Source organism: Massilia sp. TWP1-3-3, from assembly GCF_049897805.1.
GTDB lineage: Bacteria > Pseudomonadota > Gammaproteobacteria > Burkholderiales > Burkholderiaceae_D > Telluria_A.
In genome coordinates this window covers 1-25,096 of the sequence record NZ_JAFCWX010000036.1, presented here as the reverse complement: position 1 = coordinate 25,096, position 25,096 = coordinate 1, and the positions used below count along the sequence as shown (strand labels likewise).

General features: G+C 63.1%; 17 protein-coding genes and 1 tRNA gene. 8 read left to right on the top strand and 10 right to left on the bottom strand.

Features of this window, described 5'->3' with window-relative positions; genetic code table 11:
- Positions 1–196: 196 nt before the first annotated feature.
- The 5 genes from ACP7D4_RS24525 to ACP7D4_RS24505 all read left to right on the top strand — a co-directional run bounded on the left by ACP7D4_RS24525 (position 197) and on the right by ACP7D4_RS24505 (position 11,454).
- Entirely contained in the window at positions 197–4,342 is a 4,146-nt protein-coding gene (locus ACP7D4_RS24525; RefSeq protein ID WP_426211857.1) for a response regulator, read from the top strand.
- A complete protein-coding gene (locus ACP7D4_RS24520) occupies positions 4,339–5,262 on the top strand; it encodes a diguanylate cyclase (RefSeq protein ID WP_426211855.1) in 924 nt (307 codons plus the stop codon). Before ACP7D4_RS24525 ends, ACP7D4_RS24520 begins: the two co-directional genes overlap by 4 nt.
- A 230-nt stretch (positions 5,263–5,492) precedes the next feature.
- Entirely contained in the window at positions 5,493–7,244 is a 1,752-nt protein-coding gene (locus tag ACP7D4_RS24515; RefSeq protein WP_426104848.1) for a DUF418 domain-containing protein, read from the top strand.
- 137 nt (positions 7,245–7,381) lie between these two features.
- Entirely contained in the window at positions 7,382–9,016 is a 1,635-nt protein-coding gene (locus ACP7D4_RS24510; RefSeq protein ID WP_426211853.1) for a DUF418 domain-containing protein, read from the top strand.
- A 38-nt stretch (positions 9,017–9,054) separates the two neighbouring features.
- Positions 9,055–11,454 (top strand): penicillin acylase family protein, encoded by a 2,400-nt coding sequence (locus ACP7D4_RS24505; RefSeq protein ID WP_426211851.1) that lies wholly within the window; start codon positions 9,055–9,057, stop codon positions 11,452–11,454.
- Between the two features lie 103 nt (positions 11,455–11,557).
- Here ACP7D4_RS24505 and ACP7D4_RS24500 read toward each other — a convergent pair whose 3' ends face one another.
- The 10 genes from ACP7D4_RS24500 to ACP7D4_RS24455 all read right to left on the bottom strand — a co-directional run bounded on the left by ACP7D4_RS24500 (position 11,558) and on the right by ACP7D4_RS24455 (position 22,344).
- Positions 11,558–12,013: a MaoC family dehydratase gene (locus ACP7D4_RS24500; RefSeq protein ID WP_426104843.1), complete on the bottom strand. Its 456-nt coding sequence runs from the start codon at positions 12,011–12,013 to the stop codon at positions 11,558–11,560.
- On the bottom strand, positions 12,006–12,467 hold the full coding sequence (locus ACP7D4_RS24495; protein WP_426104841.1) for a MaoC family dehydratase: 462 nt from the start codon (positions 12,465–12,467) through the stop codon (positions 12,006–12,008). Before ACP7D4_RS24495 ends, ACP7D4_RS24500 begins: the two co-directional genes overlap by 8 nt.
- A complete protein-coding gene (locus ACP7D4_RS24490) occupies positions 12,464–13,609 on the bottom strand; it encodes an acyl-CoA dehydrogenase family protein (RefSeq protein ID WP_426211849.1) in 1,146 nt (381 codons plus the stop codon). Before ACP7D4_RS24490 ends, ACP7D4_RS24495 begins: the two co-directional genes overlap by 4 nt.
- 8 nt (positions 13,610–13,617) lie before the next feature.
- A complete protein-coding gene (locus ACP7D4_RS24485; RefSeq protein WP_426211847.1) occupies positions 13,618–14,808 on the bottom strand; it encodes an acyl-CoA dehydrogenase family protein in 1,191 nt (396 codons plus the stop codon).
- 173 nt (positions 14,809–14,981) lie between these two features.
- Complete coding sequence (locus tag ACP7D4_RS24480) at positions 14,982–15,503, bottom strand: PEP-CTERM sorting domain-containing protein (protein ID WP_426211845.1); 522 nt, start codon at positions 15,501–15,503, stop codon at positions 14,982–14,984.
- 199 nt (positions 15,504–15,702) lie between these two features.
- Positions 15,703–17,892: a carboxy terminal-processing peptidase gene (locus ACP7D4_RS24475; protein ID WP_426211843.1), complete on the bottom strand. Its 2,190-nt coding sequence runs from the start codon at positions 17,890–17,892 to the stop codon at positions 15,703–15,705.
- A gap of 142 nt (positions 17,893–18,034) precedes the next feature.
- Positions 18,035–18,580, bottom strand: a complete 546-nt coding sequence (locus ACP7D4_RS24470) for a hypothetical protein (protein WP_426104832.1) — start codon at positions 18,578–18,580, stop codon at positions 18,035–18,037.
- Positions 18,581–18,594: 14 nt separating this feature from the next.
- Entirely contained in the window at positions 18,595–19,146 is a 552-nt protein-coding gene (locus ACP7D4_RS24465; RefSeq protein WP_426104830.1) for a thymidine kinase, read from the bottom strand.
- Between the two features lie 177 nt (positions 19,147–19,323).
- On the bottom strand, positions 19,324–21,504 hold the full coding sequence (locus tag ACP7D4_RS24460; RefSeq protein ID WP_426211841.1) for a penicillin acylase family protein: 2,181 nt from the start codon (positions 21,502–21,504) through the stop codon (positions 19,324–19,326).
- A 72-nt stretch (positions 21,505–21,576) separates the two neighbouring features.
- Entirely contained in the window at positions 21,577–22,344 is a 768-nt protein-coding gene (locus ACP7D4_RS24455; RefSeq protein WP_426211839.1) for a hypothetical protein, read from the bottom strand.
- 122 nt (positions 22,345–22,466) lie between these two features.
- On the opposite strand from ACP7D4_RS24455, the gene ACP7D4_RS24450 reads away from it, so the two are divergent.
- From ACP7D4_RS24450 to ACP7D4_RS24440, 3 genes are all read left to right on the top strand, one after another.
- A tRNA-Leu gene (locus ACP7D4_RS24450) sits at positions 22,467–22,553 on the top strand.
- A 174-nt stretch (positions 22,554–22,727) separates the two neighbouring features.
- Entirely contained in the window at positions 22,728–23,951 is a 1,224-nt protein-coding gene (locus ACP7D4_RS24445; protein WP_426211837.1) for a tyrosine-type recombinase/integrase, read from the top strand.
- A gap of 320 nt (positions 23,952–24,271) precedes the next feature.
- Positions 24,272–24,892, top strand: coding sequence for a hypothetical protein (locus ACP7D4_RS24440; protein WP_426211835.1), 621 nt, complete (start codon positions 24,272–24,274; stop codon positions 24,890–24,892).
- Positions 24,893–25,096 lie beyond the last annotated feature (204 nt).

The window sequence follows — 25,096 nt, the reverse complement described above, 5'->3', positions numbered from 1 at the left end:
GCCACGGTTGTCATGACATATGTCGGGGTGGCAAACTGTAGGGCGGAAAAGCGCACAGCGCGCATTCCGCCAAGCGCCGCCTGCCCCTGCGCACCACAGCGCTTTCGTAAAGTACTACCAAGAAAGCTTGCTCTCGGCTACCATCAGGCATATGGTGCCGCTTCCGCGGCGCCGTGATGCGGCGGAGGCAGTACCGGTGCACTTAAAGCGACGTCATACCCAACCTTCGATCCGCTCCAAGACGGCCAAGCTGGTGCTTGCCGGCCTGGTGCCGTCCTTGATCGGCTTTGGCACCCTCGCCTTCGACTCGTTCCAGCGCGAACGGGCCAACCTGCTGCACGAAGCCGAGCGCATCGCGCAAGCCTTGCGCAGCGAACTCGAACGCGAGCTCGATACAACCGAGATCGCCGGGCGCGCGCTGGCAACTTCGCCCAGTCTGCAAACGGGCCAGCTCGATGCCTTCCGCGCCCATGCCCGCGCCATGCTCGATGCAGGCTTGCCGGCCAACGCTTTTGTGCTCAGCGACACCACCGGCCGGCCGCTGGCGCATACCGGCTTCGACCCTGGTGCCACCCTGCCGCCCAACCCGAACGCGGCCTCGATCGTGCGCGCCGCCGCCAGCGGCCTGGTCGCAACGTCCAACCTTGCCCACCTCGGGCCCGGCCAGCAATGGCTGCTCTCGATCGAAATACCGGTGCGCGTCGACGGCGCGGTGCGCTACGTGCTCTCGGCTCACATCGCGCCGGCGCGCCTGGGCACGCTGCTGCCCGCGCTGCACTTGCCCGCGCAGTGGTCGGCCGCCGTCTATGACGGCGCCAACGTCACCATCACGAACACCAGCACAAGCGCCGTCGGCGCGCCCGAGCATATCGGCACGCGGGCCAAACCGGCCCTGGCCGCCGCGCTGGCCAACGCCGATGCGGGCACGCTGGAACTGACCGCGCGCGATGGCCTGCCCGTGTTTTTGGTCTACACGCGCCTGCCGCAGCGGGGCTGGGTGGCGGCGATCGACGTGCCGCGCGCCGCCGCCAACGAAACGCTCAGAAATTCGCTGGCCAGCGTATTTCTGAGCGTTGGTGCGCTGCTGGTGATCGGCTTTGCCATGGCCTGGCGCATGGGTGCACGCATCGGGCGCTCGATGCGGGCGCTGAGGGAACCTGCCATCGCGCTCGGTCGCGGCGAACCGGTGCTCATTCCCGAGTTGGACATCCGCGAAGCGGCCGAAGTCGGTTCCGCGCTGCGCCACGTGGAGCAGGAACTGCTGCGCTTTCGCGCCGGGCTCGAAGACGGGGTGCGCGAGCGGACCGAGGAACTGGAAAACGCCAATGCGCTGATCGCCAACGTGTATGCGACGGCGCCCGCCGGCTTGGCCATGCTCGACACCGACCTGCGGGTGGTGATGGTCAACGACTACCTGGCCGCGATCAATAACCTTCCCGTGGCCGACCATATCGGCAAGACGCTGCCCGAACTGCTCGGCGAGCAGGGCGTGGAATACGAAAAGGCTTACCGCACGGTGCGCGACACCGAGACGGCGCTGCTGGCAATCGAGTCCCACGGTCAAGTGCCGTCCGAGCCGGGCGTCGAGCACCACTGGATCGTGAGCTACCATCCAATCTTTAACAAGGACCACAAGCTGGTGGGCGTGTCGGGCCTGGTGGTCGATGTGAGCGAACGAAAGCAGCTCTCCGACAAGCTGCGCGACGTCAGCGAGCAATTCCACGTGCTCTACGAAATGTCGGGCGACGCCCACATGCTGCTCACGCTCAACGATGGCTACGTGGGCGGCAACCGCGCCGCCGCCGTGCTGTTCGGCTGTACCGACGTGGTGCAGCTGATGACGCTCTCGCCGGCGGCCACCTCGCCCGAATTCCAGCCCGACGGGCGCCGCTCGGACGAGAAGGCCGAGCAGTTCATCCGCTACGCCCTCGAGCGCGGCAGCCACCAGTTCGAGTGGCTGCACCAGCGCATCGACGGTTCGCTGTTTCATGCCGATATCCTGCTTACCAGCCTGAACGCGGGCGGCAAGGGCGTGATCCAGGCCACGGTACGGGACATCAGCGAGCGCATCGCCGGCGAAGCGCGTTTGCAGTCCCTTAACGAGCAGCTGGCGCACGCGCTGGACCGGGCCGAAAGGGCCAGCAGCGCGAAAAGTGAATTCTTGGCCAACATGAGTCACGAGATTCGCACCCCGATGAACGCCATCATGGGTCTGGCGCGCCTGCTCGAAGAGTCGCCGCTGGCGCGCCGCGAGCGCAGCTATGTGGCCAAGATCAAGATGTCGACCCGCTCGCTGCTGGGCATCCTGAACGATGTACTCGATTTTTCCAAGATCGAGGCTGGCCAGCTGATGCTCGAATACACCTCGTTCCGGCTCGACCAGGTACTTGACAGCATTTCCGTGCTGCTAGCCCCGAGCGCCGCCAACAAGGGCCTGGAACTGGTGTTCGCCGTGGCGCCGGACGTGCCCCTGCAGTTGACGGGCGACCCAATGCGGCTCGAGCAGGTGCTGCTCAACCTGGTCAGCAACGCCATCAAGTTTACCGGACAGGGCGAGGTGGTGTTGACGATCCGCGCCGCCGGCGCCGTGGCCGACGACCATATCACGCTCGCCTTTTCGGTGCGCGACACCGGCATCGGGATTGCGAGCGAACACCAGGGGCACATGTTCGCCGCTTTTTCCCAGGCCGACAGCTCGACCAGCCGCAAATACGGCGGCACCGGCCTGGGTTTGGCCATCTGCCGCCGCCTGGTTGCCCTGATGGGCGGGGTCATCGGCGTTACCAGCGAACCTGGCAAGGGCGCCGAGTTCTTTTTCGAGTCGACTTTCGGCGCGCCGGTCGGGGCGCCCTTGGCCGCCCTGCCGGACCTGCCCGGCCTGGCCGAACGCTGGCTGCTGGTGGTTGACGACAACGCCAGCGCGCGCGCGGCGCTCGCGGCCCAGTGCACCGCCTTCGGCTGGCATGTCGACACCGCCGCCGACGGCCACCAGGCGCTCGCGATGCTGCGCGCGGCCAATGGGCCGCAGCGGCACTACGACTTCATGCTGATTGACGCGGCCATGCCGGAACTGGACGGCATTTCAGTGCTGACCCATGCGCGCGCCGAGCGCGGCGTGGAACTGCCGCGCACCGCGCTGATGGTGGCCGAGCCCACGCGCGAACAGCTGGCGATGCTGTCGGAAGACTTGAAACTGGACGCCACGCTGTTCAAGCCGGTTACCCGCGAAGCGCTGATCGCGGCTCTGGTCGAACTGCACACCGGCCGGGCGCAGGGGGCGCCCGGCCAGGCGCAGGCGCTGGCCGGACGCCTGGCCGGCATCTACGTGCTGCTGGTCGAAGACAACCAGCTCAACCAGGAAGTGGCCAACTACCTGCTGCTGCACGCCGGCGCGGCGGTCGATATTGCGGGCGATGGCCGGGTCGCAGTGGAGATGCTCAGCGCCACGCCCACCCGCTATGATGCGGTGCTGATGGATATCCAGATGCCGGTGATGAACGGCTACGAGGCGACCGAGGCGATCCGCAAGATGGGCATGGCCGACCTGCCGATCATTGCCATGACGGCCAACGTGATGGAAGACGACCGCGCGCGTGCCATGCAGGCCGGCATGAACGCGCACATCTCCAAGCCGATCGACGTCGACAGCTTGATCGAGACGGTGGTGCGGGTGACCGGCGGCGCTCCCGAGGCACCGGGCGCACCGGTGCGCACCGGCTACCACGGCACCGACCATGCCACGCCGCTGCCGGCCAGCATTCCGGGCATCGATCTGCGCTCCACGCTGCCCCGTTTCGGCGGCAACTTTGGCAATTTTGTCACCTTGTTCAAGCGATTCGAGCGTTCCCAGGGCGGCACGCTGGCCGAGGTGCGCCAGCTGCTGCGCGCGGGCGAGCGTGAAGCGCCGGTCGCGCTGGTGCACCGGCTGCGCGGTGTGGCTGCCAACCTTGGCGCGGCCGACTTTGCGGCCTTGGCGCTCGACTTTGAACACGCACTGCGCAGCGGCGGCATGGCCGACCTGATCGAGCGGCTCGATGTGCTCGACGGCGAATTGGCCAGGCTGATGGCGGCCGCGCGCCAGCTCGACATGCCGCGCGGCGTTGAAACGGCCGCGCCGAAGGGCGATGGGCGCGCGCTGCACAGCAGACTGGCGGATCTGCTCGGATTACTTCAAAATAGCGACCTGAAGGCCATGGCCGAGTTTGAAGCGCTGCGCGCCGAGTTGGCCGCCGTGACCGCGCCGGACGAGATGGCGTCCTTGGCAGAGTCGGTCGCCACACTGGCCTTCCCCGGCGCGGCGGAGCAGATCCGGGAACTAATGAATAGAAAAGGTACGCCATGAGCTGGAACGATATCGCACAAAAGGGGCGCGTCCTGATCGTGGACGACGCGATGGAAAACATCCAGATTCTGCACCATGCGCTGCAAGATGAGTACGATGTGCTGTTTGCCATGGACGGCGCCAAGGCGCTGCTTATCGCCCAGAACCAGTTGCCCGACCTGATCTTGCTTGACGCCGTGATGCCCGACATGGACGGCTACGCGGTGTGCGCGGCGCTGCGCGCGTCGGCCGTCACGCGCGACATTCCCATCATTTTCGTCACCGCCCTCAAGACCCCCGAAGACGAAACACGCGCGCTCGACGCCGGCGCGGCGGACTTCATCAGCAAACCGGTCAACGCGGCGGTGGTGCGCGCACGCGTGCGCACCCAGCTCACCGTCAAGCGCCAGAGCGACGTACTGCGCGCACTGACGCTCACCGACGGCCTGACGGGCGTATCGAACCGGCGCGCCTTTGATGAAAAGCTGCAGGGCGAATGGCGCCGCTGCGCGCGCGCGCGCATGTCGATTGCCTTGATTTTGGTTGACATCGACCATTTCAAGCTGTTCAACGACCACTACGGCCACCAGGCCGGCGACGCCTGCCTGCAGCAGGTGGGCGCGGCCATGCGGCGCGCGGCGATGCGCCCGCAAGACATGGTGGCGCGCTACGGTGGCGAAGAGTTTGCCGTCTTGCTGCCGCAGGAAGACCTGGCCGGCGCTGAAGCGGTGGCGCGCAGGGTGCTCGAGGAAATCGCCGCACTGAACATCGCCCATGAACATTCGTCGGGCTGCCGGCAACTGACGGTCAGCATGGGCGTGGCAAGCGAGATGCCGAGCGAACTGACTGATCCGGGCCAACTGATCAAGGCGGCTGACGCGCTGCTGTACGAAGCCAAGGCGCGGGGGCGCAACCGCTATCTGACGGGCGCCAAGGGCTGAAGAAGTGTGCGCGTCTGCCTGCGCCTCTTTATGTCTTCCTGCCTGGCTGCCTGCAACGCAGGCACGTCCGGAACCAGCCATGCATATGCAAGCTTAGCTTGTATTTCGACTGAGTAATTTCGCCGCCTGCTCCCGAAAAAGAGCGTTTCGTCGCAAATTGCGCCCGCTACCTCTTGTGTTTACGTACCATCCAAATTGACAACACTTCAATCCCTGGAAGGCGCTAACCCATGACAACAGACCTGAACAAGCCGCTCGCGCCCGTCGCCGGCACCGAGCGCATCGCCGCGCTCGACGTCGTGCGCGGCTTCGCGCTGATTGGCATCCTCTTGATGAACATCGAGTTTTTCAACCGCGCCACCACCGACATCGGCAGCGGCATGCAGCAAGGCTTGTCGGGCGCTAACTTGTGGTTCAGCTACTTTGTCCAGTATTTCGTCGTCGGCAAGTTCTGGACCATGTTCTCGCTGCTGTTCGGCATGGGCTTTGGCGTGATGCTGATGCGGGCCGAAACGGCGCAGCGCAACTTCATCGTTCCCTATCTGCGCCGGATCGCCGCGTTGGCCACCTTTGGCGCGCTGCACCATATTTTTCTGTGGAGCGGCGACATCCTGTTCAGCTATGCGGTGGCGGCCAGCGCCCTGTTGATCGTGCTGTACGGGCGCGCGCTGTTCATTTTCCTCAGCATCCCCGTATTGATCGGCGTGGGTTTTATCCCCGGCCTGGACTGGGCTTACGGCGTTGCTGGCGGTGTTGCCTTCTTCGGTTTTACGGCCTGGCTTCTGCGCAGCCCGGACCAGATTCGCATGTTTGGCAAGAACGTACCGATTTTTAAGATCGTCGTCGGCCTGATCATGGTCGTCTCGGTCGCGGCCCTCTTGGTCGGCTTGCTGGTTCCATCGTTGCCGCGCGAAGCCAAATTTGGCCTGTCGATCTCCGGCTTCGCCTTCCTGGTGCTGGGCATCTTGATGGCACGCTTTCACAACCCCGTCCAAGCGCGTCCATGGCGCATCGGCGTCGGCGTGTACGCATTCAGCTTTTTCATGATGGCGGCAATCGGCGCGACCCAGTATTACTTTCCCAACCCGGACGACGCAGTGATTGCCAAAATGAGCGCGGCGGGGACCGCGCCCGTCGCTGCTCCGGCAGCTGCCACCACCGTGTCCACGCCAGCTCCCGCCGTCAAAGGCGCCGTCAAAGGCGCCGTCGCCGCCAAAAAGCCGCAAACTGACGCCGAGCGCATTGCCGAGCGGCGCCAGAAGCGAGACGAACGCCTGGCCGAGCGCAAGACCAAGATGGACACCGAAATCAAGGTACTGACCAAGGGCAGCTGGGCTGACGGCGTCAAGATGCGCGCCGCGCAGTTTGTCGAGCACGCACCCAACGAAGTCGGTTTCGCCACCGTGCTGATCGGCATGTTCCTGCTGGGCCTGTGGTTTGTCCGCTCGGGCGTGATGGCCAATACCCGCGCGCACCTGCCGCTGTTTCGCAATCTGGCGCTGTTTGCGCTGCCGTTCGGCGTGGGCCTGGGCCTGATCGGTTCGCAAATTACCACCCACGCCACGCCCGGTACGCCGAACGGTTACCAGTTTGCCTCTGGCCTGCTGATGCTGGGCAACCTGCCAGCCTGCCTGGGCTATGTCAGCGTGATTGTGCTCATGCTCAACAGCGGCCTGTTCGCCGGCATCAAGGTGCTCGCCCCGTTTGGCCGCATGGCCTTGACCAATTACCTGACCCACAGCCTGGTCTTTTCGACGCTCTTCTACGGTTATGGACTTGGCCTGTTCGGCCTCGAACGCATCGGCCAGCTGGGCTGTGTGATCGCCATGGTGGTGGTGCAAGTGCCGCTGAGCCACCTGTGGCTCAAGCACTTCCGCTACGGTCCGATGGAGTGGCTGTGGCGCGCGATCACCTACTGGCAAATCCCTGCCATGCGCGTCAGGCCGGCCAGCAGCCAAGGCCCCGCGCTTCAGGTGGCCTGATTCAAACTGGGGCGGACCGGCTGGTCCGCCCTCTTGCCTTGCCGATTAAAAACGCGCCGCGCCGCAAAATCATTTGCTGTGCGGCGCTGTCATTACGTACTATGCAAGCTCATAAAAATATACGCAAAGGGGCAACCTTGGCCACATCTGTCGACACCCACCCGTCCATGCTGCTGGCCCCGCTGGAACGCGGCGAGCGCATTGCCGCACTGGACGTCGTGCGCGGGTTTGCCCTGATCGGCATTTTGCTGATGAACATAGAATTTTTCAACCGGCCCACGTCCGACATCGGTAGCGGCATCCCGACCGGACTTTCCGGGGCCAACCTGGTTTTCAGCTTGTTTGTCCAATATTTTGTCATCGGCAAATTCTGGACCATGTTTTCGCTGTTGTTCGGCATGGGCTTTGGCGTCATGCTGACCCGCGCCGAAACGGCCGGGCGCAATTTCCTCGTGCCGTATTTGCGCAGGATCACGGCGCTGGCCGTGTTCGGCGCCCTGCACGGCATCCTGGTGTGGAGCGGCGATATCCTGTTCAGCTACTCGGTCGCAGCACTCTGCCTGCTCGTTGTGCTGTTTGGGCGCGGCAAGTTCATCGTGCTCGCCATTGCGCTGCTGGGGGCCGCCGGCCTGCTTCTGAAACTGACGTGGACCTATCAGATCGCCGGCTGCCTGGCCTACTTCGGCTGGATGGCCTGGTACCTGCGCTGCCCCCAGCACATTGACGTGTCCAAGCGCAGCGTTCCGGTTTTCAAGATCGTCACGCGCCTAAACATGATGGCCGCGGCTGCGGCCATTGCGGCCGGCTTTCTGATTCCTGGCCTGCCGCGCGAAGCGAAGGTCATGATGCCTATCGTGGGCAGCATGGTGCTGCTGCTTAACCTGTTGATGATACGCTACCACGCGCCGGCGGCGGCCCGGCCGTGGCGGATCGGCGTTGCCATGTACGTGTTCAGCTGCCTGATGCTGATCGGCTTTGGCGCCGGCCAGTATTATTTTCCGGAACCGGTCGCCGCCGGCGCCCCAAGCCCCGCCGCCGCCCTGCGCAGCGCGGAGCGCGCCAAGGCGATCACCGAACACAAGGCGGAAATGGCGGGCGAGGTGGCCGTGCTGACCAAGGGCAGCTATGCCGACGCCGTGGCCATGCGCAGCACACGCTTTATCGCCCATGCGCCGGGCCAGTTCGGCTTTTCAACGATTATCGTGTGCATGTTCCTGCTCGGCTTGTGGTTTGTCCGTTCCGGCGTGATCGCCAATGCCGGCGCGCACTTGCCGCTGTTTCGCAAGCTGGCCCTGTTCGGCTTGCCGCTTGGAATAGGGCTGGGCCTGCTGGGCGCGACTATCGCCGTGCGCGCCGTGCCGGGGACGCTGGACGGGCACATCCTGGCCACGGGTCTGCTGCGCCTTGGCAACCTGCCCGCTTGCTTGGGCTACGTGGGCCTGGTGGTCGTGATGCTGCACAGCCGCTCGCCGTTCGCGCGCATTGCCGTGCTGGCCCCGTTCGGCCGCATGGCGCTGACCAACTACCTGACCCACAGCGTGCTCTTCACGCTGGTCTTTTACGGCTACGGCCTGGGCTACTACGGCATTGAACGCAAGTGGCAACTGGCCTGTGTGGTGGCAATGCTTGCCTTGCAAATTCCGTTCAGCCACTGGTGGCTGTCGAGATGGCGCTACGGCCCCATGGAGTGGCTGTGGCGCGCGATCACTTACTGGCAGCTGCCCGCCATGCGCATTGCGAGCGCCGCCAACCTCCCCCTGCGCCCGGCCTGAACGTCGCGCCCGACCCAGCTTTGAAGAAAGAATACTGCATGGTTTCTCGCGTTCGCATTGTTGCCGCACTGGTTGCGGGCCTGTTCCTCCTGGACGCCTCGCAGGCACTGGCAGGCGCGCCCGCGCGCGCCATTGCGCTGCCGGGCCTGAAGCAAAACGCCAGCATCCTGGTAGACCGCTGGGGTGTCCCCCACCTGTATGCCGCCAGCGAAGACGACCTGTTTTTCGTCCAGGGCTTCAATGCGGCGCGCGACCGCCTGTTCCAGATCGACCTGTGGCGCCTGCGCGGCCTGGGGCAACTGGCATCGGTCTTTGGCCGCAGCTACGTGGACCAGGACCGGGCTGCGCGGCTGTTCCTGTACCGGGGCGACATGCAGCAGGAGTGGCACGCCTACGGCGACGGCGCCGAAGCGGTGACGGGCCGTTTCGTGGCCGGCATCAACGCCTATATAGACTACCTGGCCGCGCATCCCGCGCAGATGCCGTTCGAGTTTCGCCGGCTTGGCTATACGCCTTCCAAATGGTCGGCGGCCGACGTGGTGCGCATCCGCAGCCACGGCTTGACGCGCAACCTGCTCTCGGAAGTGGCGCGCGCGAACACGGTGTGCAAGTCGGGCCTGGCTGCCGACCAGATTCGCTACGGCTTGACACCGGCCTGGGTCACCAAGGTGCCGCAGGGCCTGGACCCGTGCCTGCCGCCCAAGCTCTTGGACGTGTTTACGCTGGCCACTCAGGCGGTCGTCGTCGGCGATGTGGCGCCGTCCGCGCCGCTGGCCGCCTTGACGGCGAGCGCGCCGGACCAGGACGCGTCCATGGAAGGCAGCAACAACTGGGTGATAGCGCCCCGGCGCACCACGACCGGGCGCGCGATCCTGGCCAATGACCCGCACCGCGCCTACTCGGCGCCGTCGCTGCGCTATATTGCGCATTTGTCGGCGCCGGGACTGGACGTGATCGGTGCGGGCGAGCCGGCGCTGCCGGGTATTTCGATCGGCCACAACGGCAAAATCGCCTTTGGCCTGACCATTTTCAGCATCGACCAGGAAGACCTGTACGTGTACGAGCTCAATCCGGCCGACGCCAGGCAATACCGATACCGCGGCGCCTGGGAGAACATGCAGACGGTGCGCGAAACGATCGCGGTGCGCGGACAGGCGCCGGTGACCGTGGAGCTCAATTTTACGCGCCACGGCCCGCTGATTTTCTCGGAGCCGGACAAGCGGCGCGCCTTTGCGGTGCGCACCGGCTGGATGGCGCCCGGCATGGCGCCCTACTTCGGCAGCATCGACTACATGCGCGCGCGCGACTTTGCCCAATTTCGGCGCGCCATGAAGCACTGGGGCGCGCCGACCGAAAACCAGGTGTATGCCGACACCGACGGCAATATCGGCTGGGTGGCCGGCGGCCTGGTGCCGATTCGCCCCAACTGGGACGGCCTGATGCCCGTGCCCGGCGACGGGCGCTACGAGTGGGCCGGCTTTCTGTCCGGCGACAAGCTGCCGTTTTCGTACAATCCCAAGGCCGGCTGGTTCGCCTCGGCCAACGAAATGAACATCCCCGCCGCGTTCCCGTACAAGGAACGCAAACTCGGTTTCGAGTGGCCGCACAATGGCCGCTACACGCGTTTGCAGGAGCAGCTATCGCGCAGCGGCAAGAGCGGCATTGAAGACGCGATGCGGCTGCAAAACGATGTGTATTCGGTGCCGGCGCGGCGCATGGTGGCGTTGCTCAAGCCGCTGGTGACGATGGATGCGCGCGGCGCCGCGGCACTGCGCCTGCTCAAGGACTGGGACTACCAGGAACGGCGCGATTCGGGCGCGGCGGCGCTGTACGAGATGTGGTGGTCGCGCTATCTGGGCGGCGCCTTCACGCACGCCGTGCTGGGCGCAAAAGACGCGGCCAGCGTGCCCGCGCCGGACGCCACGGTACTGATCGATACGCTCGAGCGCCCGGGCTCGCGCCTGGGCAAGGATGGCGCGGCGGTGCGCGACCAGGTGCTGCTGGGCAGCCTGGTGGCGGCGTATGCGGACATGGAACGGATGCAGGGACCGGATGCGGCGGCGTGGCAATGGGGGCGGCTGCACACCCTGTATCCCATGCACGCGCTGGGCGCCGGCGCCGACCAGGCGCTGCGCGCGAAGCTCAATGTGGGGCCGATTGCCGTGCAGGGCGGCGCCTACACGGTGAACCAGTCGAGCTATCGCAACACGGACTTTGTGCAGAACAACGGGCCGTCGTTCCGGGTGGTGATTGATGTGGGCAACTGGGACAATTCGCGCGCGATGAACATGCCGGGCCAGTCGGGCGACCCGGAGAGCGCGCATTACCGCGATCTGGCACCCAAGTGGGCCGGCGGGGAGTATTTTCCGCTGCTTTATTCAAGAGCGGCGGTGGAGGCGGCTGCGGAGTTGAGGATTGATTTGGTGCCGGGACGGTAGCGCTGGGGGTTGAATGCAGCCCGGAAAAGCGCACCGGGAGCTGCGCCTCCGCTACATCGTCCCCGCGCACGCGGCGGTGCGAGGACGATGTGGCTTTTATCGCCTACGGATAGCGCCGCATGATGAGTTCGGCGACGCACACGGGCTTGGCGTCGCCTTCGCGCTCCATCAGCACGCTCCATTCGAGCTGGGCGCCTTCCTGAAGCTGGTCGATCTTCAACAGCGTCAGGCGCGCGCGCACTCTGCTGCCCACCGGCACTGGTGCGGGAAAGCGCACCTTGTTCAAACCATAGTTGACGACCATCTTCGCGTCCGTCATGCGCAGCGATTGCTCAAACAGGCTCGATAACAACGACAGCGTCAGAAACCCATGCGCAACCGGCGTCTTGAACGGCGACTCGCGCACGCAGCGTTCGGGATCGACATGGATCCACTGGTGGTCGTCGGTCGCGTCGGCGAACATGGCGATGCACTGCTGGGTAATTTCCACCCACGGCGAAAGCGCCACTTCCTGCCCCACGAGCGCGCGCATCTCGTCGAGCGTTGCGAATTCACGCATCAGGCGCTCCCGCCGGGCGGCGCCCGAACATACCCATGCCTTCGACCGTGCAGACCAGTTCCCCGTGCTGGTTCAGCGCGCGCCAGATCGACCAGACCACGCCGCGGTCCGGCTTGGAGCTCGAGGCCTTGACGGCGGTGGTCAGGTAGCTAACGGTGAGCGTGTCGCCGGCGCGCACCGGCAACAGCCAGCGCACCTTGTCCAGCCCGGGCGAGCCCATGCTCGACGAGGCCGCCATCAGACCGTCGACCACCATGCGCATCATCATGCTGCAGGTGTGCCAGCCGCTGGCGATGACGGCGCCGTACATCGATGCGGCGGCGGCGTCTCGGTCGACATGGAAGGGCTGCGGATCGAACGCGCTGGCAAAGGCGATGATCTCCTCCTCGGTCACGGTGCGTGAACCGAGGGCGATCTCCTGGCCGGCGTAAAAGTCTTCGAAATACCAGTTCACGGTTCGCCATCCGTGGCAAAACCCGGCTGCGCAATAAAACGCTGCAGGTGGTGGTCGCAGTCGCCCAGCGTCAGTTCGATCATGGTCAGGCGCTTGAAGTGGTGCGCGGCCATGACTTCGTTGGTCACGCCCATGCCGCCATGCAGCTGGACCGCCTGCTGGCCGACGAACTTGAGCGCCTGCCCGACGCGAAACTTGGCGGCCGAAACGGTGCGGCGGCGCTCGGCGGCGTCGCCCGACGCCATCTTGACGGCGGCCAGGATCGCCATCGAACGGGCTTGTTCGAGGTGGATATACATGTCGGCCATGCGGTGCTGCAGCGCCTGGAATTTGCCGATCGGCGCGCCGAACTGGGTGCGCGTCTTGAGGTAGTCGAGCGTGGCGGCGAAGATCGCCTCCATGGCGCCCAGCGCTTCGGCGCACAACAGCGCCGCGCCATAGTCGACCGTGTGTTCCAGCGTGTCCCAGGCCGTGCCCTCGGTGCCCACTAGCGCCGCAGCCGGCAACTGCACGTTGGTGAACGTGATATTGGCCGCGCGCAGGCCGTCCAGCGTGCGAAAGTCGGTGATGGCAACGCCTGCGGTGGACGATGGCACCACGAATAGCGAGATGCCCGCCGCGTCGCGCTGCGCGCCGCTGCTGCGCGCCGATACGAGCAGGCTGCCCGCCTGCGCGCCGTGCAGCACGATGCTCTTCGTGCCGTTGATGACGTAGGCGCCATCTTGCGCCGTGGCCGTGGTGGCGATGTCGGCCAGATCGTAGCGCGACTGTTTTTCCGTGAACGCGCACGCCAGTTTCAGTTCGCCGACGGCGACTTGTTCGAGCAGTTGCGGATGGCCCCCGCCAGTCTTGAGCGCTTCGGCGCCCATGACCGTGGCCAGGTAGGGCTCGACCACCAGGCCCCGTCCCAGCTCCTGCATCACGACCAGCATGTCGAGCGCGCTGCCGTTGAAGCCGCCCTGTTCCTCGGGCACCGGCAAGGCCGTCATGCCCAGTTCGACCAAGGTAGTCCAGGCCGCGTCGGACACGCCGGACGGCGAGTGCACGATCTTGCGGCGCGCGTCGAAACTGTAGTCCTTGGTGACCCAGCGCTTGAGCGCGTCGGCAAAGGCCAGCTGCTCTTCTTTGAAGTTGAAATCCATTCAGTACCTCACAGGCCCAGGATCATCTGGGTGATGATGTTGCGTTGAATTTCGTTGGAGCCGCCGTAGATGGAGGTCTTGCGGAAATTGAAGTAGTAGCCGGCCAGGGGCGCCGCGTCGTCGTCGCCGGCCGCACTGTGCTCGGTGTCGGACTCGAGGTAGGCCGGGTCGAAGGCGAGCGCCATCGGCCCTGCCGCCTCGACCATCAGTTCGGTCAGCGTTTGCTGGATCTCGGTGCCGCGCACCTTGAGCACCGACGCTTCCGGTCCCGGCGCCTTGTGTTCCTGCGCCAGCACGCGCAGCACCGTCATCTCGAGCGCCATCAGCTCAATTTCAAGCGTGGCCACCTTGGCCGCGAAGTACGGGTCCTGCAGCAGCGGCTTGCCGTTCTTGGCCTGGGCCGCCGCGTAGCGCTTGACGAAGGCCAGCTCGCGCTTGGAACGCCCGACCGCGGCAATGCCGGTGCGCTCGTGGCCGAGCAGGTACTTGGCGTAGGTCCAGCCGCGGTTTTCCTGGCCGATCAGGTTCGCTGCCGGCACGCGCACATTGTCGAAAAAGACTTCGTTGACCTCGTGGTCTTCGTCGAGCATCAGGATCGGGCGCACCGTCACGCCAGGCGTGTGCATGTCGATCAGCAGGAAGGAGATGCCCTCCTGCTTGCGCACGCCGCTGTCGGTGCGCACCAGGCAAAAGATCATGTCGGCGTGCTGGGCCAGCGTGGTCCAGGTTTTTTGTCCGTTGACGATGTAATGGTCGCCGTCGCGCACGGCGGTGGTCTTGAGGGAAGCAAGGTCGGAGCCGGCGCCCGGTTCCGAGTAGCCCTGGCACCACCAGTCTTGGCACGACAAAATGCGCGGCAGGAAGTGGGCTTTTTGCGCGTCGCTGCCAAAGGCCATGATGACCGGCGCGACCATGTTCACGCCGAATGGCAGGATGGGCGGCGTGCCGGCCCGGGCGCATTCTTCGTCGAACAGGTGACGCTGGACGGGGGACCAGCCGGGGCCGCCAAATTCAACGGGCCAGCCGGGTGCGACCCAGCCTTGCGCGGCCAGGATCTGATGCCAGCGTACATAGTCCGGTTTGGACAAGCGCAAATGCATGCGCACCTTGTGCTGCAGGTCGGCCGGCAAGCTAGCGTCGAGAAAGGCGCGCACCTGGTCGCGAAAGGCCAGATCCTCGCTCGTATAGTTCAGGTCCATTTACTCTCCTTGTTTTCGCCGCCAGAAAAAAGCACGACCGTTCACAGAATTGTACATGAAATCATTCCGCCTGCAAGCACCAATTCACCACCTCCCCCGGGGTGGAAGGACAGGCGAAAAAAAACCGCTCAGCTTGTGGCTGAGCGGCTTTCGGTGCGACCGGGTGGGTCGATTTACTTGTTGCGGCGGCGCGTCATGAAGCCAGCGCCCAGCAAGCCGGCCAGCATCAGCATGCCGGTCGCAGGCTCAGGTACTGCTGCCAGGGCTGCGGGGGCATTGGCGCTGTCGATGCCGTCAGCGCCCAGCACGATGGCTGGCATGTCGGTCGCGGCAGGCGCGGCGATACTCGCCTCGGGGGCGGCCTTGGCCGTTTCGGTGAAGGCTACCGGTGCCGCCGCAGCTTGCGCCGGAGCCGTCGCGCTCGCTGCTGCGACAGGCGCTGCTGAAAAACCTGAACCCGACTGCGAGAACAACATCATCGACGTCGAACCAATGTCGCCCATGCGCGACTGTGCGCTCCACGAGCCGCCAGGACCGGCCAGCGACGACTGGAACGCCATCACAGGCGCAGCCGAAGTGGCAGTAGCGAAAGCGAAAGCGGGCTGAACCGACGCGGCGGAAGCGTCCACCGTACCGGCGTTGGCGAATGACGCTGTAGCAAACAGCCCGGCAAAGATTATGTGGCGAACGATCATGAAACTCTCCTGAATATTGTTAGTGTTGGTAGCGCTGCATTTGAGTAACTATCCTAGCATCAGTAGAAAATAGACAATGTTCGATTGAAATTCAATTGTGCCAAGCAAAAAAAAGGGATCTCCCTATGAGGAGACCCCTTTCGCATTGCGACAATTTCAACAACACAACAACGGATGTGTGATATCCGCAACAAGTTTTTTAATCGGAAGCCTTGCTTGGCATGTAAGGCATCAGGCGCGTTGCGAGCCGGTTGTCGGTCTTGACCATCCCCACCGCGTCGCTCAGGATGTGCGCGGCCTCGGTCAGCATGACATCCTTGGCGTCCTTGGCCGCTTTTTCGGCCGCCAGTTCCGCTGCCAGATTGCGCTCGTCAGCCTGCAAACCGTCGTCCTGACGGCGCTTGGCCTTGGCCGCAGCAAGTACCTTGTTGCGCGCGGCATCGCCGGAAACAGCGGCAATCGCATTCTGGCGCTCTTCGCGCTGCTTGGCGCGCGCTTCCTGGGTGTCGCGCTCCTTGCGGCGCACCACTTCATTGAGCGACACCGAGTTTTCCTTGCGCAGCTTGCGCACTTCGGCCAGGTCTTCCTCGAGGTACTGGAAGTCACGGTCTTTGGCAATGCGCGCGTCATGGCGCTTTTGCAGCGGCGCGATCAGCTCTTTCAGGTCGCCCGACGGTACGTACGATGCCGGCTTGATCGCCACCCACGGCAAGGCATTGTCATAGCTGGACTCGCCGAAATTCTCGACGTCCGACAGTACCGGCAGCTTGATGTCGGGGCTGACGCCGCGCAGCTGCGTGGTGCCGCCGTTGATGCGGAAAAACTGGGCGATCGTCATCTTCAGCTCGCCATACTTGGGTTTTTCACCCGCCGGCGCATTGCGGTCGAAGTTGACCAGCGATTGCACGGTCCCCTTGCCAAAGCTGGACTCGCCGATGATGAAGCCGCGCCCGTAATCCTGGATCGCGGCGGCGAAGATTTCCGACGCCGAAGCCGAGCCGCGATTGATCAGCACGCCGACCGGACCGTCCCACGCCAAGCCCGGAACCACGTCGTTCTCGACGCCCACGCTGCCGTCTGCCGAACGCTGCATCACGACCGGGCCCTTGTCGATGAACAGGCCGGTCAATTCGACGGCTTCGGACAGCGAACCGCCGCCATTGTTGCGCAGGTCGATCAGCACGTTGTCAACCTTGGCCTTTTTAAGTTCGCCCAGGATGCGCGCTACGTCGCGCGTGGCGCTCTTGTAGTCCTTGTCGCCGCGGTGGCGCGCTTCGAAGTCGAGGTAGAAGGTGGGCAGCGAAATGACGCCGACGCGGCGCTTGACGGCGCCATCGACCACTTCGATGATCGATTTTTTGGCGGCCTGCTCTTCCATGTTGATTTTCTTGCGCACCAGCGCCACGGTATTGTGCTTGCCGTCGGGGCCGGCATCAACCGGCAAGATGTCGAGCTTGACGGTGGAATCCTTGGCGCCGCGAATCAGCCCAACGACGTCGTCGATGCGCCAGCCGAGCACTTCCGTGAACGGGGTTTCGCCCTGCGCCACGCCCACAATCCGGTCGCCCACTTTTAGCTTGCCCGACAGGCCGGCCGGGCTGCCCGGCACGATTTCGCGGATGACGGTGTATTCGTCGCGCGACTGCAGCACCGCGCCAATGCCTTCGAGCGACAAGCGCATGGCGATGTCGAAGTTTTCAGCCGAGCGGGGACCGAGGTAATTGGTATGCGGATCGATCGAGGTGGCGTACGCGTTCATGAAGAGCTGGAACACGTCTTCGCTGTCGACCTTGCCCACGCGGGTGGCGTAGTTGTCGTAGCGCTTGTCGAGCGTCTCGCGGATGGCTTTTTCTTCCTTGCCCGCCAGTTTCAGGCGCAGCCAGTCATTCTTGACGCGCTTGCGCCACAGGTCGCGGATTTCATCTTCGGACTTGGGCCAGGCTGCCTTTTCGCGGTCGATCTGGAAACGCTCGTCGATGGTGAAGTCGAGCTTACCTTTGAGCAGTTCGCGCGCATAGGCAATGCGCTCGGCGAAACGTTGCTGGTAAGCGGAATAGATCACGAACGGCAAGGTAATGTTTTCGTTGCGGATCGCGTCGTCGAGTTTTGTGCGGATAGGCGCGAACTGGTCAATGTCGCTTTGCAGGAAGAACAGCTTTTCACCGTCAAGCGACTTGAAATAAGCGTCGAAAATCTTGGCCGACATGGCGTCGTCGAGCGGCGTGGCCTTGTAATGGCGTTTTTCAAACCACATGGACGCCAGCACGGCCGCCTGCGCCTGCGCGGGCGCGGCCCTTAACGGGGCGCCGGTGAATTTATCTGCTTGCGGCACGGCCGCTTGGGTGGTCATGGCAAACGCCAGCGCGACCATCAACATACACTTCTTCATTTGTTTCTCTCCAGGCGTGTTTCTCGTGGTATCCACTAGCGCTGATTCTATCAGCTTCGCCGATGGCGTAGAGCCAGCTTGCGCCAGCTTGCTTAAGACCAGCTTAGCTGGCCTGTGGGCAACTGGGCCAGGGACTTACAAACTAAAACAGTTGCGCGTGCCAATGCCAGGCCAGCCAGGCGCCAGGGACCAGGATGAACAGGCAGGGCCAGGAGCGCAGCGCGATGCGCCAGTCGATGATGGATGGCCAGAACGACAGGAACTGGGGCGCCAGCGCAAAGGCGATCGCCACATCGAGCAGGTGGAAAGACCAGCCCGCGCCGGTGCGCCACCACGCGACAGCCAGTGGAATGAGGATGATCAGCAGCGGCGCGAGCGCGGCCGGGGCGGCGTTGTACCAGCGTACGCGCTTGAGCGCCACGGAGCCGAGCTCCCAGTGCTTGCCCTTGCGGCGCGGAATGATGGTAACGGCGCCGGGACTGGCCCCGGTCACCAGGCCGACCGTGAAATGGGCCAATTCGTGGCAGGCGGTACCGGCCACGGTGAACAAGAAGAAAAAGGGATGCTTTGCAGCCAGAAAGCGAATGACGAGCGCCAACAGCGCCGATGGCAACAGGTACAGCAATATGTCGCCATGCTCGCAGGCAAAGGCAGGCGCGAGGGCGCGGCAGGTGGCGGAAAAGGCCATGGCCGCGCGTCAGGCTAGCCGGCGTAAAAGCAGCGGCCGCACGCCTGGCGATAGCTTTCGTTACCGCCGATGCTCACTTGTTCGCCTTCGCGAATGCGCTTGCCGTGCTCATCGATACGCACATTCATGGTCGCTTTTTTGCCGCAGGTGCAGATGTTTTTCAGTTCTTCGATGTCGTCGGCCAGGGCCAGCAGGTAGGCCGAGCCGGGAAAAGGGTCGCCGCGAAAGTCGCTGCGCAGGCCGTAGCAAATGACCGGCACGCCCTTTACTTGGGCCAGCTGGTGCAGCTGCTGCACTTGCAGCGTGGTGAGGAACTGTGCTTCGTCGATCAGCAGACACGCCACTTTAGGGGCGTCTGCGAGGAAATCGGTGTCGGCGTCGAAAGTTTCAACCTCGCGCTGCGGTCCGAGGCGCGAGGTGACCTTGCCCACGCCGTAGCGGCTGTCGATGGCGGCGGTGAACAGGCGCACTTGCTGGCCCTGTTCTTCATAATTGTGCGCCACTTGCAGCATGGCCGTGGACTTGCCGGCGTTCATTGCCGAATATCTGAAATAAAGTTTTGCCACTGCGATGATCCTGAATGTCTCGAGGGCGGATTATAGCAAGCGGGCTGGCGCCGTCCGCCATATAGGAAAGCGACGACCGTCTCCCACATCGTCCTCGCGAACGAGGCTGCAGCAAAAAGAGTAGCAGTGCAGCAGAGCCACATCGTCCTCGCGTACGCGAGGACGATGTAAGGCAGCTCACTGCCCCGGGTGATATTTGCGCTCCAGGTTTTTTTCGATGTCCTCTTTGTAGAACAGCACATCCTTGAATTCGCCCCGGCTATACATCAGCGCCTGGTCGGCAAAATGGGGCGACGCCGGATTGCTGCTGTTCCCGCCCGCCAGAATGCTCTTGGCCCGCACGCGCGGCCCGAACTCCACCGCCGCCACGAAGCTGTTCCCCCGGTCGCCATAAATGCGCTTGGTCGTTTGCGGCGCCGACATCCCGAACGACGCCAGCGAACCCCACACCGCCGAAGGAAACGCCACCGGCAAACTCGGTTTGGCGTCGTCATACTGCTGGCGCACGTCGCCGCTGATGCGCTGGAAGCGGTTGATCTCGCCCCAGGGCGTCTGCCACGTGCCAAAATCGGCCTCCAGCCTGGCGCTCGCGCGCGCAAGTGCCTGCAAGCGCTCCTGCGCCGTCAGGCGGTCGCGGATATAGTCGGCCACCGGCACTTCGCGCGCGCGGGCCGCCGCTGCACCGGCGGCGACCATCTGCTGCCCCCAATACACGGCCAGCGAGGTGGGCACGGACGTCACCGAATAGCGCAAGTCCCAGCCACGCAAGGCCGCAATTTGTCCGGACAGCGACGCCTTGAGCGGGTCTTGCGCGGGCAAGGCGTCGTAGGCCGCCAGCAGCGGGGGCAAAAGCGCCTCGAAGGCGGTCAGGTAATTGTCGTAGGCGGACGCAATCAGGCTGTCAAGCGTGACGTCGCTGGCCTGCCCGAGCACCCGCAGCGCATGCAGGCCACGCGCGTTTTCCGGCAGCGACCACATATAGCTGGGATAGTCCTGCTGGCGCGGGCTGCTGGCGCCCGCCGCGCGAAACGGCCAGTTGTTCGTATTCTGAATCCAGCCATTGGCGGGATTGAACAGCGTGATGGTGTCCTTGATGTCGTGCAGGCCGCGCCACTCGGTAGCCGGGTTGCTGCCGTCGACCGGGTGTTTCCAGTCGAAGGACGCTTCGCGCCGGGGAAGGAAATTACCGTGAAAGTAAGCGATATTGCCGTCGGCGTCAGCGTAGACGGTGTTGTTCGACGAATTGGTCCGCAGCTGCATGGTCTGGTAAAAAGCCTGGTAGCTCCTGGCCTTGGTGCGCGAATAAGACTGCGTCAAGGCCTTGAGCGGCTCATTCATCATCTTGACGGCGACCCACTTGCCGTCTTGCGCGCGCACGATCGGGCCGTGATGACTGAAGTAGGCGGTCACGGTCTTGCTGGCCATGCCGGCTGGCGTTTTGTAAGGCAGCGTAATGGCGACCGCCTTCATTGCGCGTTCGCCCGCGCCGTACTTGTAGAAGACCTTGCCGTCCTTGTCGACGATGGTCTCGAGGTATTCGTCGATGACGTCGCCCCCGCCGGACGTATGCATCCAGCCCGCCTTGTCGTTAAAGCCCTGGTAGACAAAGAACTGGCCCCATGTCACGGCACCGTACGCGTTCAAGCCTTGTTCGCTGACGACGTGCACTTCGGGCCGGAAGTAGAACGAGGTGTGCGGATTGATCAGCAGCAGCGCCCTGCCCGACTTGCTCAGTTTGGGTGCGATGGCAAAGCCGTTCGAGCCGCGCGGCTCAGCTTCGAAAGGGGCCACGCGTGCGAGCTGCGGCTTCTTGCCGTAAAACGCTTCCAGGTCCTTGAGGTCGATCTCTTCGATGTCGCCGCCGATGCTGCCTTCGCTGAACGAAAGCGCCATCCATGGCTCGAAACGGGTGATCAGCTTCGGTTTGACGTCGGGGTGCGTTTGCAGGTAAAAATTGAGGCCTTCGGCCCACGCGTTCATCAGCTTCTTGAGCCATGCGGGGCTGGCCGCATATTGGGCTTTCATGGCGGCTGGCGTGATGTACATTTTCATGCGCAGGTCGCGCCAGATGGCCGCTTCGCCCTCCACTTCGGCCAGCCGGCCCAGGGCGTTGATGTAATTGAGTTCGACCCGGTTGAAATCATCCTCGGCCTGCGCGAACATCAGGCCAAAGACCGCGTCGGCGTCGGTTTTTCCGAACACGTGGGGGATGCCCCATTTGTCGCGCAGGATGGTGACGCGCTGCGCGCTGTCGGCCAAGCGGGCCTGCTCGGAAGCCGGCCGGGCATGCGCACCGGGCAGCGCCGTGGCCAATGCGCAAACAAACAAGGTCGATCCAAACAAGCCAGTTCGCAACATCGTGTTACCCCAGTCAACATGAAAACAGCTTGTAAAAGCGCGCAGCGCCTTCCGACAGCGCGCCGCCTTGAACTAACTTCCCAGCTGCGCCTTGAGCGCGAGGTTCTCGGCGGTCAGCGCATCAACCTTTTCGCGCAGCGCCGCCACTTGGGCGCGCAGCTCGGTTTCGGCATCGACCGCGGGCTCCTTGGGCGCCCTGCTGCCCGCTTTTTGCTCGCGCACCTGCTTGGCCGCCTGCTGCAGCTCCTTGCGCCCGCCCGCCACGGCGGCATTTTGCACCGCTTCGGGCAGCGAGGCCACGCTGGCCGCCGCGTTGATGGAAATGGTCCCCGCCCTGACAGCTTCCACCAGCTGCGGCGTGGCCGCTTTCTGGATCCGCTCGATCTGGCTGATGGTATTGCTGGACACGCGCGCGGCCTTGGCCACGTCTTCGCGCGTGTTCCATGGCGGCGACTCCGGCGCGGCGGCGGCTTCGCTTGCCGGTGCGGCTTGGGGATCGGCGGCGCGCTGGGCCACGCGGGCGGCGACGATATCTTTTTTGCGCAGTGCGAGCACGCCGCGCTGGTAGTCCGAGACGCTGCGCCGCGCCAGGTGGTTGTCGATCATCCACAGCATCACGTCGTCGAGCGAGGCGAAGCTGGTGTTTTGCACGGTGCGAAAGGCGATGTTGTGCTTGCTGCAGATCTCGTAGCGGTTATGGCCGTCGATCAGGACCTCGCCCCACAGCACGAGCGCATCGCGGCAGCCTTCGGCCAGCAGGCTGCGTTCAAGCGCGGCGTATTCGTTGTGGGTCAGTGGATCGATGAAGGAACGCAGTTCCTCGTTGATGGTGATGTTCAATGCGTGTCCTTGTATGTACCGTGGCGCGCCGAGCTGCCGGCGCCGCCACGCATGCTACACGATTGACGCGGACGGGGAAAGTGGCCAGCATGCGCATCGATTGTGCTAAAATCTCGCGCGTTGCCCGGATGGTGAAACTGGTAGACACCCGAGACTTAAAATCTCGTGCTCGAAAGGGCGTACCGGTTCGATTCCGGTTCCGGGCACCAAGAACTTGATTCACACTTTCTCACTAAGCATCGAAACCCGCCTCTCTTATAGGGAGCGCGGGTTTTTTGTTGTGCTACCTTGTTGCATGAAGTAGTATCAAATATCACGTGATTCTTGGTAGTTTTGTTGGTATCTCGAAGACGTGAAATCCACATACCAACAACAGGCTCAATATGGCACTGACAGCCACCGCCCTACTCCATGTAAAACACAGCGGCGCAAAGGCGGGCGATAAGCTCACCGATGGGCAAGGCCTGCACCTGCTGGTGACAGCCTCCGGCAAATACTGGCGTCTCAATTACCGCTTCGACGGCAAGCAGAAAACGCTAGCGCTGGGGGTCTATCCTGCTGTATCGCTCGCCAAGGCCCGCAAACGCCGCGACGACGCCCGCGAACTGCTGGCTGATGGAATCGACCCCGGCCAGGCTAAGATTGACGCCAAGCTTGCCAAGGCCGACTCAGCGGCGAGCACGTTCGAGACTGTCGCCCGTTCGTGGCTAAACAAGACGGCGGGAAATCGAGCCACCAGCACGCAGCAGAAGAACACAAGCTGGCTGGAAAAGAACGTATTCCCGTTCATTGGCAAGATGCCTATTTCGACCATCAAGCCGCGCGACGTGCTGGCGACGCTGCAAAAGATCGAGGCGCGCGGGGCCATCGAGTCGGCGCACAAGATCAAACAATTGTGCGGCCAGGTGTTCCGCGCCGCCGTCGCCAGTGGACTTGCTGACCGCGACGTGACCGCAGACTTGCGGGGCGCGCTATCGTCGGTTCCAAAGGCGAACTTTGCGGCGATCACTGAGCCATTGCACGGTGGCGCGCTGCTGCGCTCGATCCATGCTTATACCGGCCATCCCTACGCCATAGCAGCGCTCAAGCTCTCGCCACTGGTGTTTGTGCGACCGGGCGAACTTCGCAGCGCCGAATGGACAGAAATCGACCTGGAGGCGGCGGAATGGCGTATTCCGGGTATCAAAATGAAAATGGGCCAAGACCACCTTGTGCCGCTCTCGACACAGGCTGTAGACCTGCTGCGCGCCATGCACGGCATGACCGGGGACGGCAAGTACGTTTTCCCTAGCATTCGTACAAGCGACCGCTGTATGAGCGAGAACACCGTCAACGCCGCGCTACGCAGCATGGGCTACGCAAAGGCAGTGATGACCGGCCACGGCTTCCGCGCGATGGCGAGAACAATCATGGACGAGGTACTGGGCGAGCGCGTAGACCTGATCGAACACCAGCTCGCACACGCCGTCAAAGACCCAAATGGGAGGGCCTACAACCGCACCGCCCACTTGCCGGCACGTCGCAAAATGATGCAGCGTTGGTCCGACTACCTGGACAAGTTGCGGTGCGGCGCTGACGTGATTCCACTGCACGGCAACGCAGCATAGATTGACCGACTTACGCCAGCCCTAGGCTGATCCCCGAATACCCGCTTACCTAGCGGGTGGGCTGGCACCTATTTCACCAGGTACGCTGAGGAGCGTATGTGATACACGACTTTTTCGAACATTGCCACCTTCCCGATCGCACTAAATGGGAATCACCTTTCAAGAATTTTGAACTTGAGACTGAAACATTCGACAATTTGAGTGAGACATTCGGAACTCAAGTCCTCGAACTCATTGTAAGCACGAGGAACATTTGCGCTTATAGGCACTTATCGAAGGGCGGAACGGCGTCTGATTGGCGACAAACCTGCCTTAGCAATATGTATTACATTCGCTTGGCAAATTTTGCCCAACTTGCCTATGAGTTTGGGTGTAAAAAAGCAGAAATTGACACGATGCTACGACGAGATGTATCAAGCATTCAAGCATGGGAGTGCTACATCGATGCGATCGGCCAAACATTTTTTGACGAAGTATTCATCAAGGCGGAGCGTCTTCCTCGACAAGCGCAGCTACTGGGAATATGTGTTCTCCAAATTTTGGACGACACCCTTTCTGTGATCCGCAATGATGGATTTTGCATCAATACAGCCAATGCCCTCTTGCTGGCCAGTCGCATCCTTGGAGACGCGAAAAATATAGATAATGAAATTCAGCAAAATGAGTTCGAGCAAATTGTCGTGGATAGTACTGAGGAGTCATTAAACTACATGAGGGCAAAGGCAGGCGGAGATGCTCGCTCGGCAAAGATCAAAGCGTGCGAACAGGAGACCATTCGCCTATACAAACTCGGAAGATGGGGGAGTCTCCCAGAAGCAGCTCTCGCGATAACCCCGCAAGTCGTTGAATTTTCCAAGAACCATACAAAACTACAGCCATCGACCACTAGGCCGCTAAAGTGGATTCGCGCTTATGTCGCGTCGCTAAAAGGTCAGCCTTAGCTTTGCTAGAGTTAGCTTGAGCTAAGCACAGGTTAACCCGGTCCTAGGTAAAGCTGCATACATCTAACTTCAAAACAATCACGATTCGTGACTGTTCAGCCGCTATGCTGCGAGCTGGATAGGATTGCCTGTGAAGGCCCGAAGCAAGACCTCCAGCATTCCATAGCCTTGTTTGCGTAGCGTGTCGAGACATGAGCGGATGAC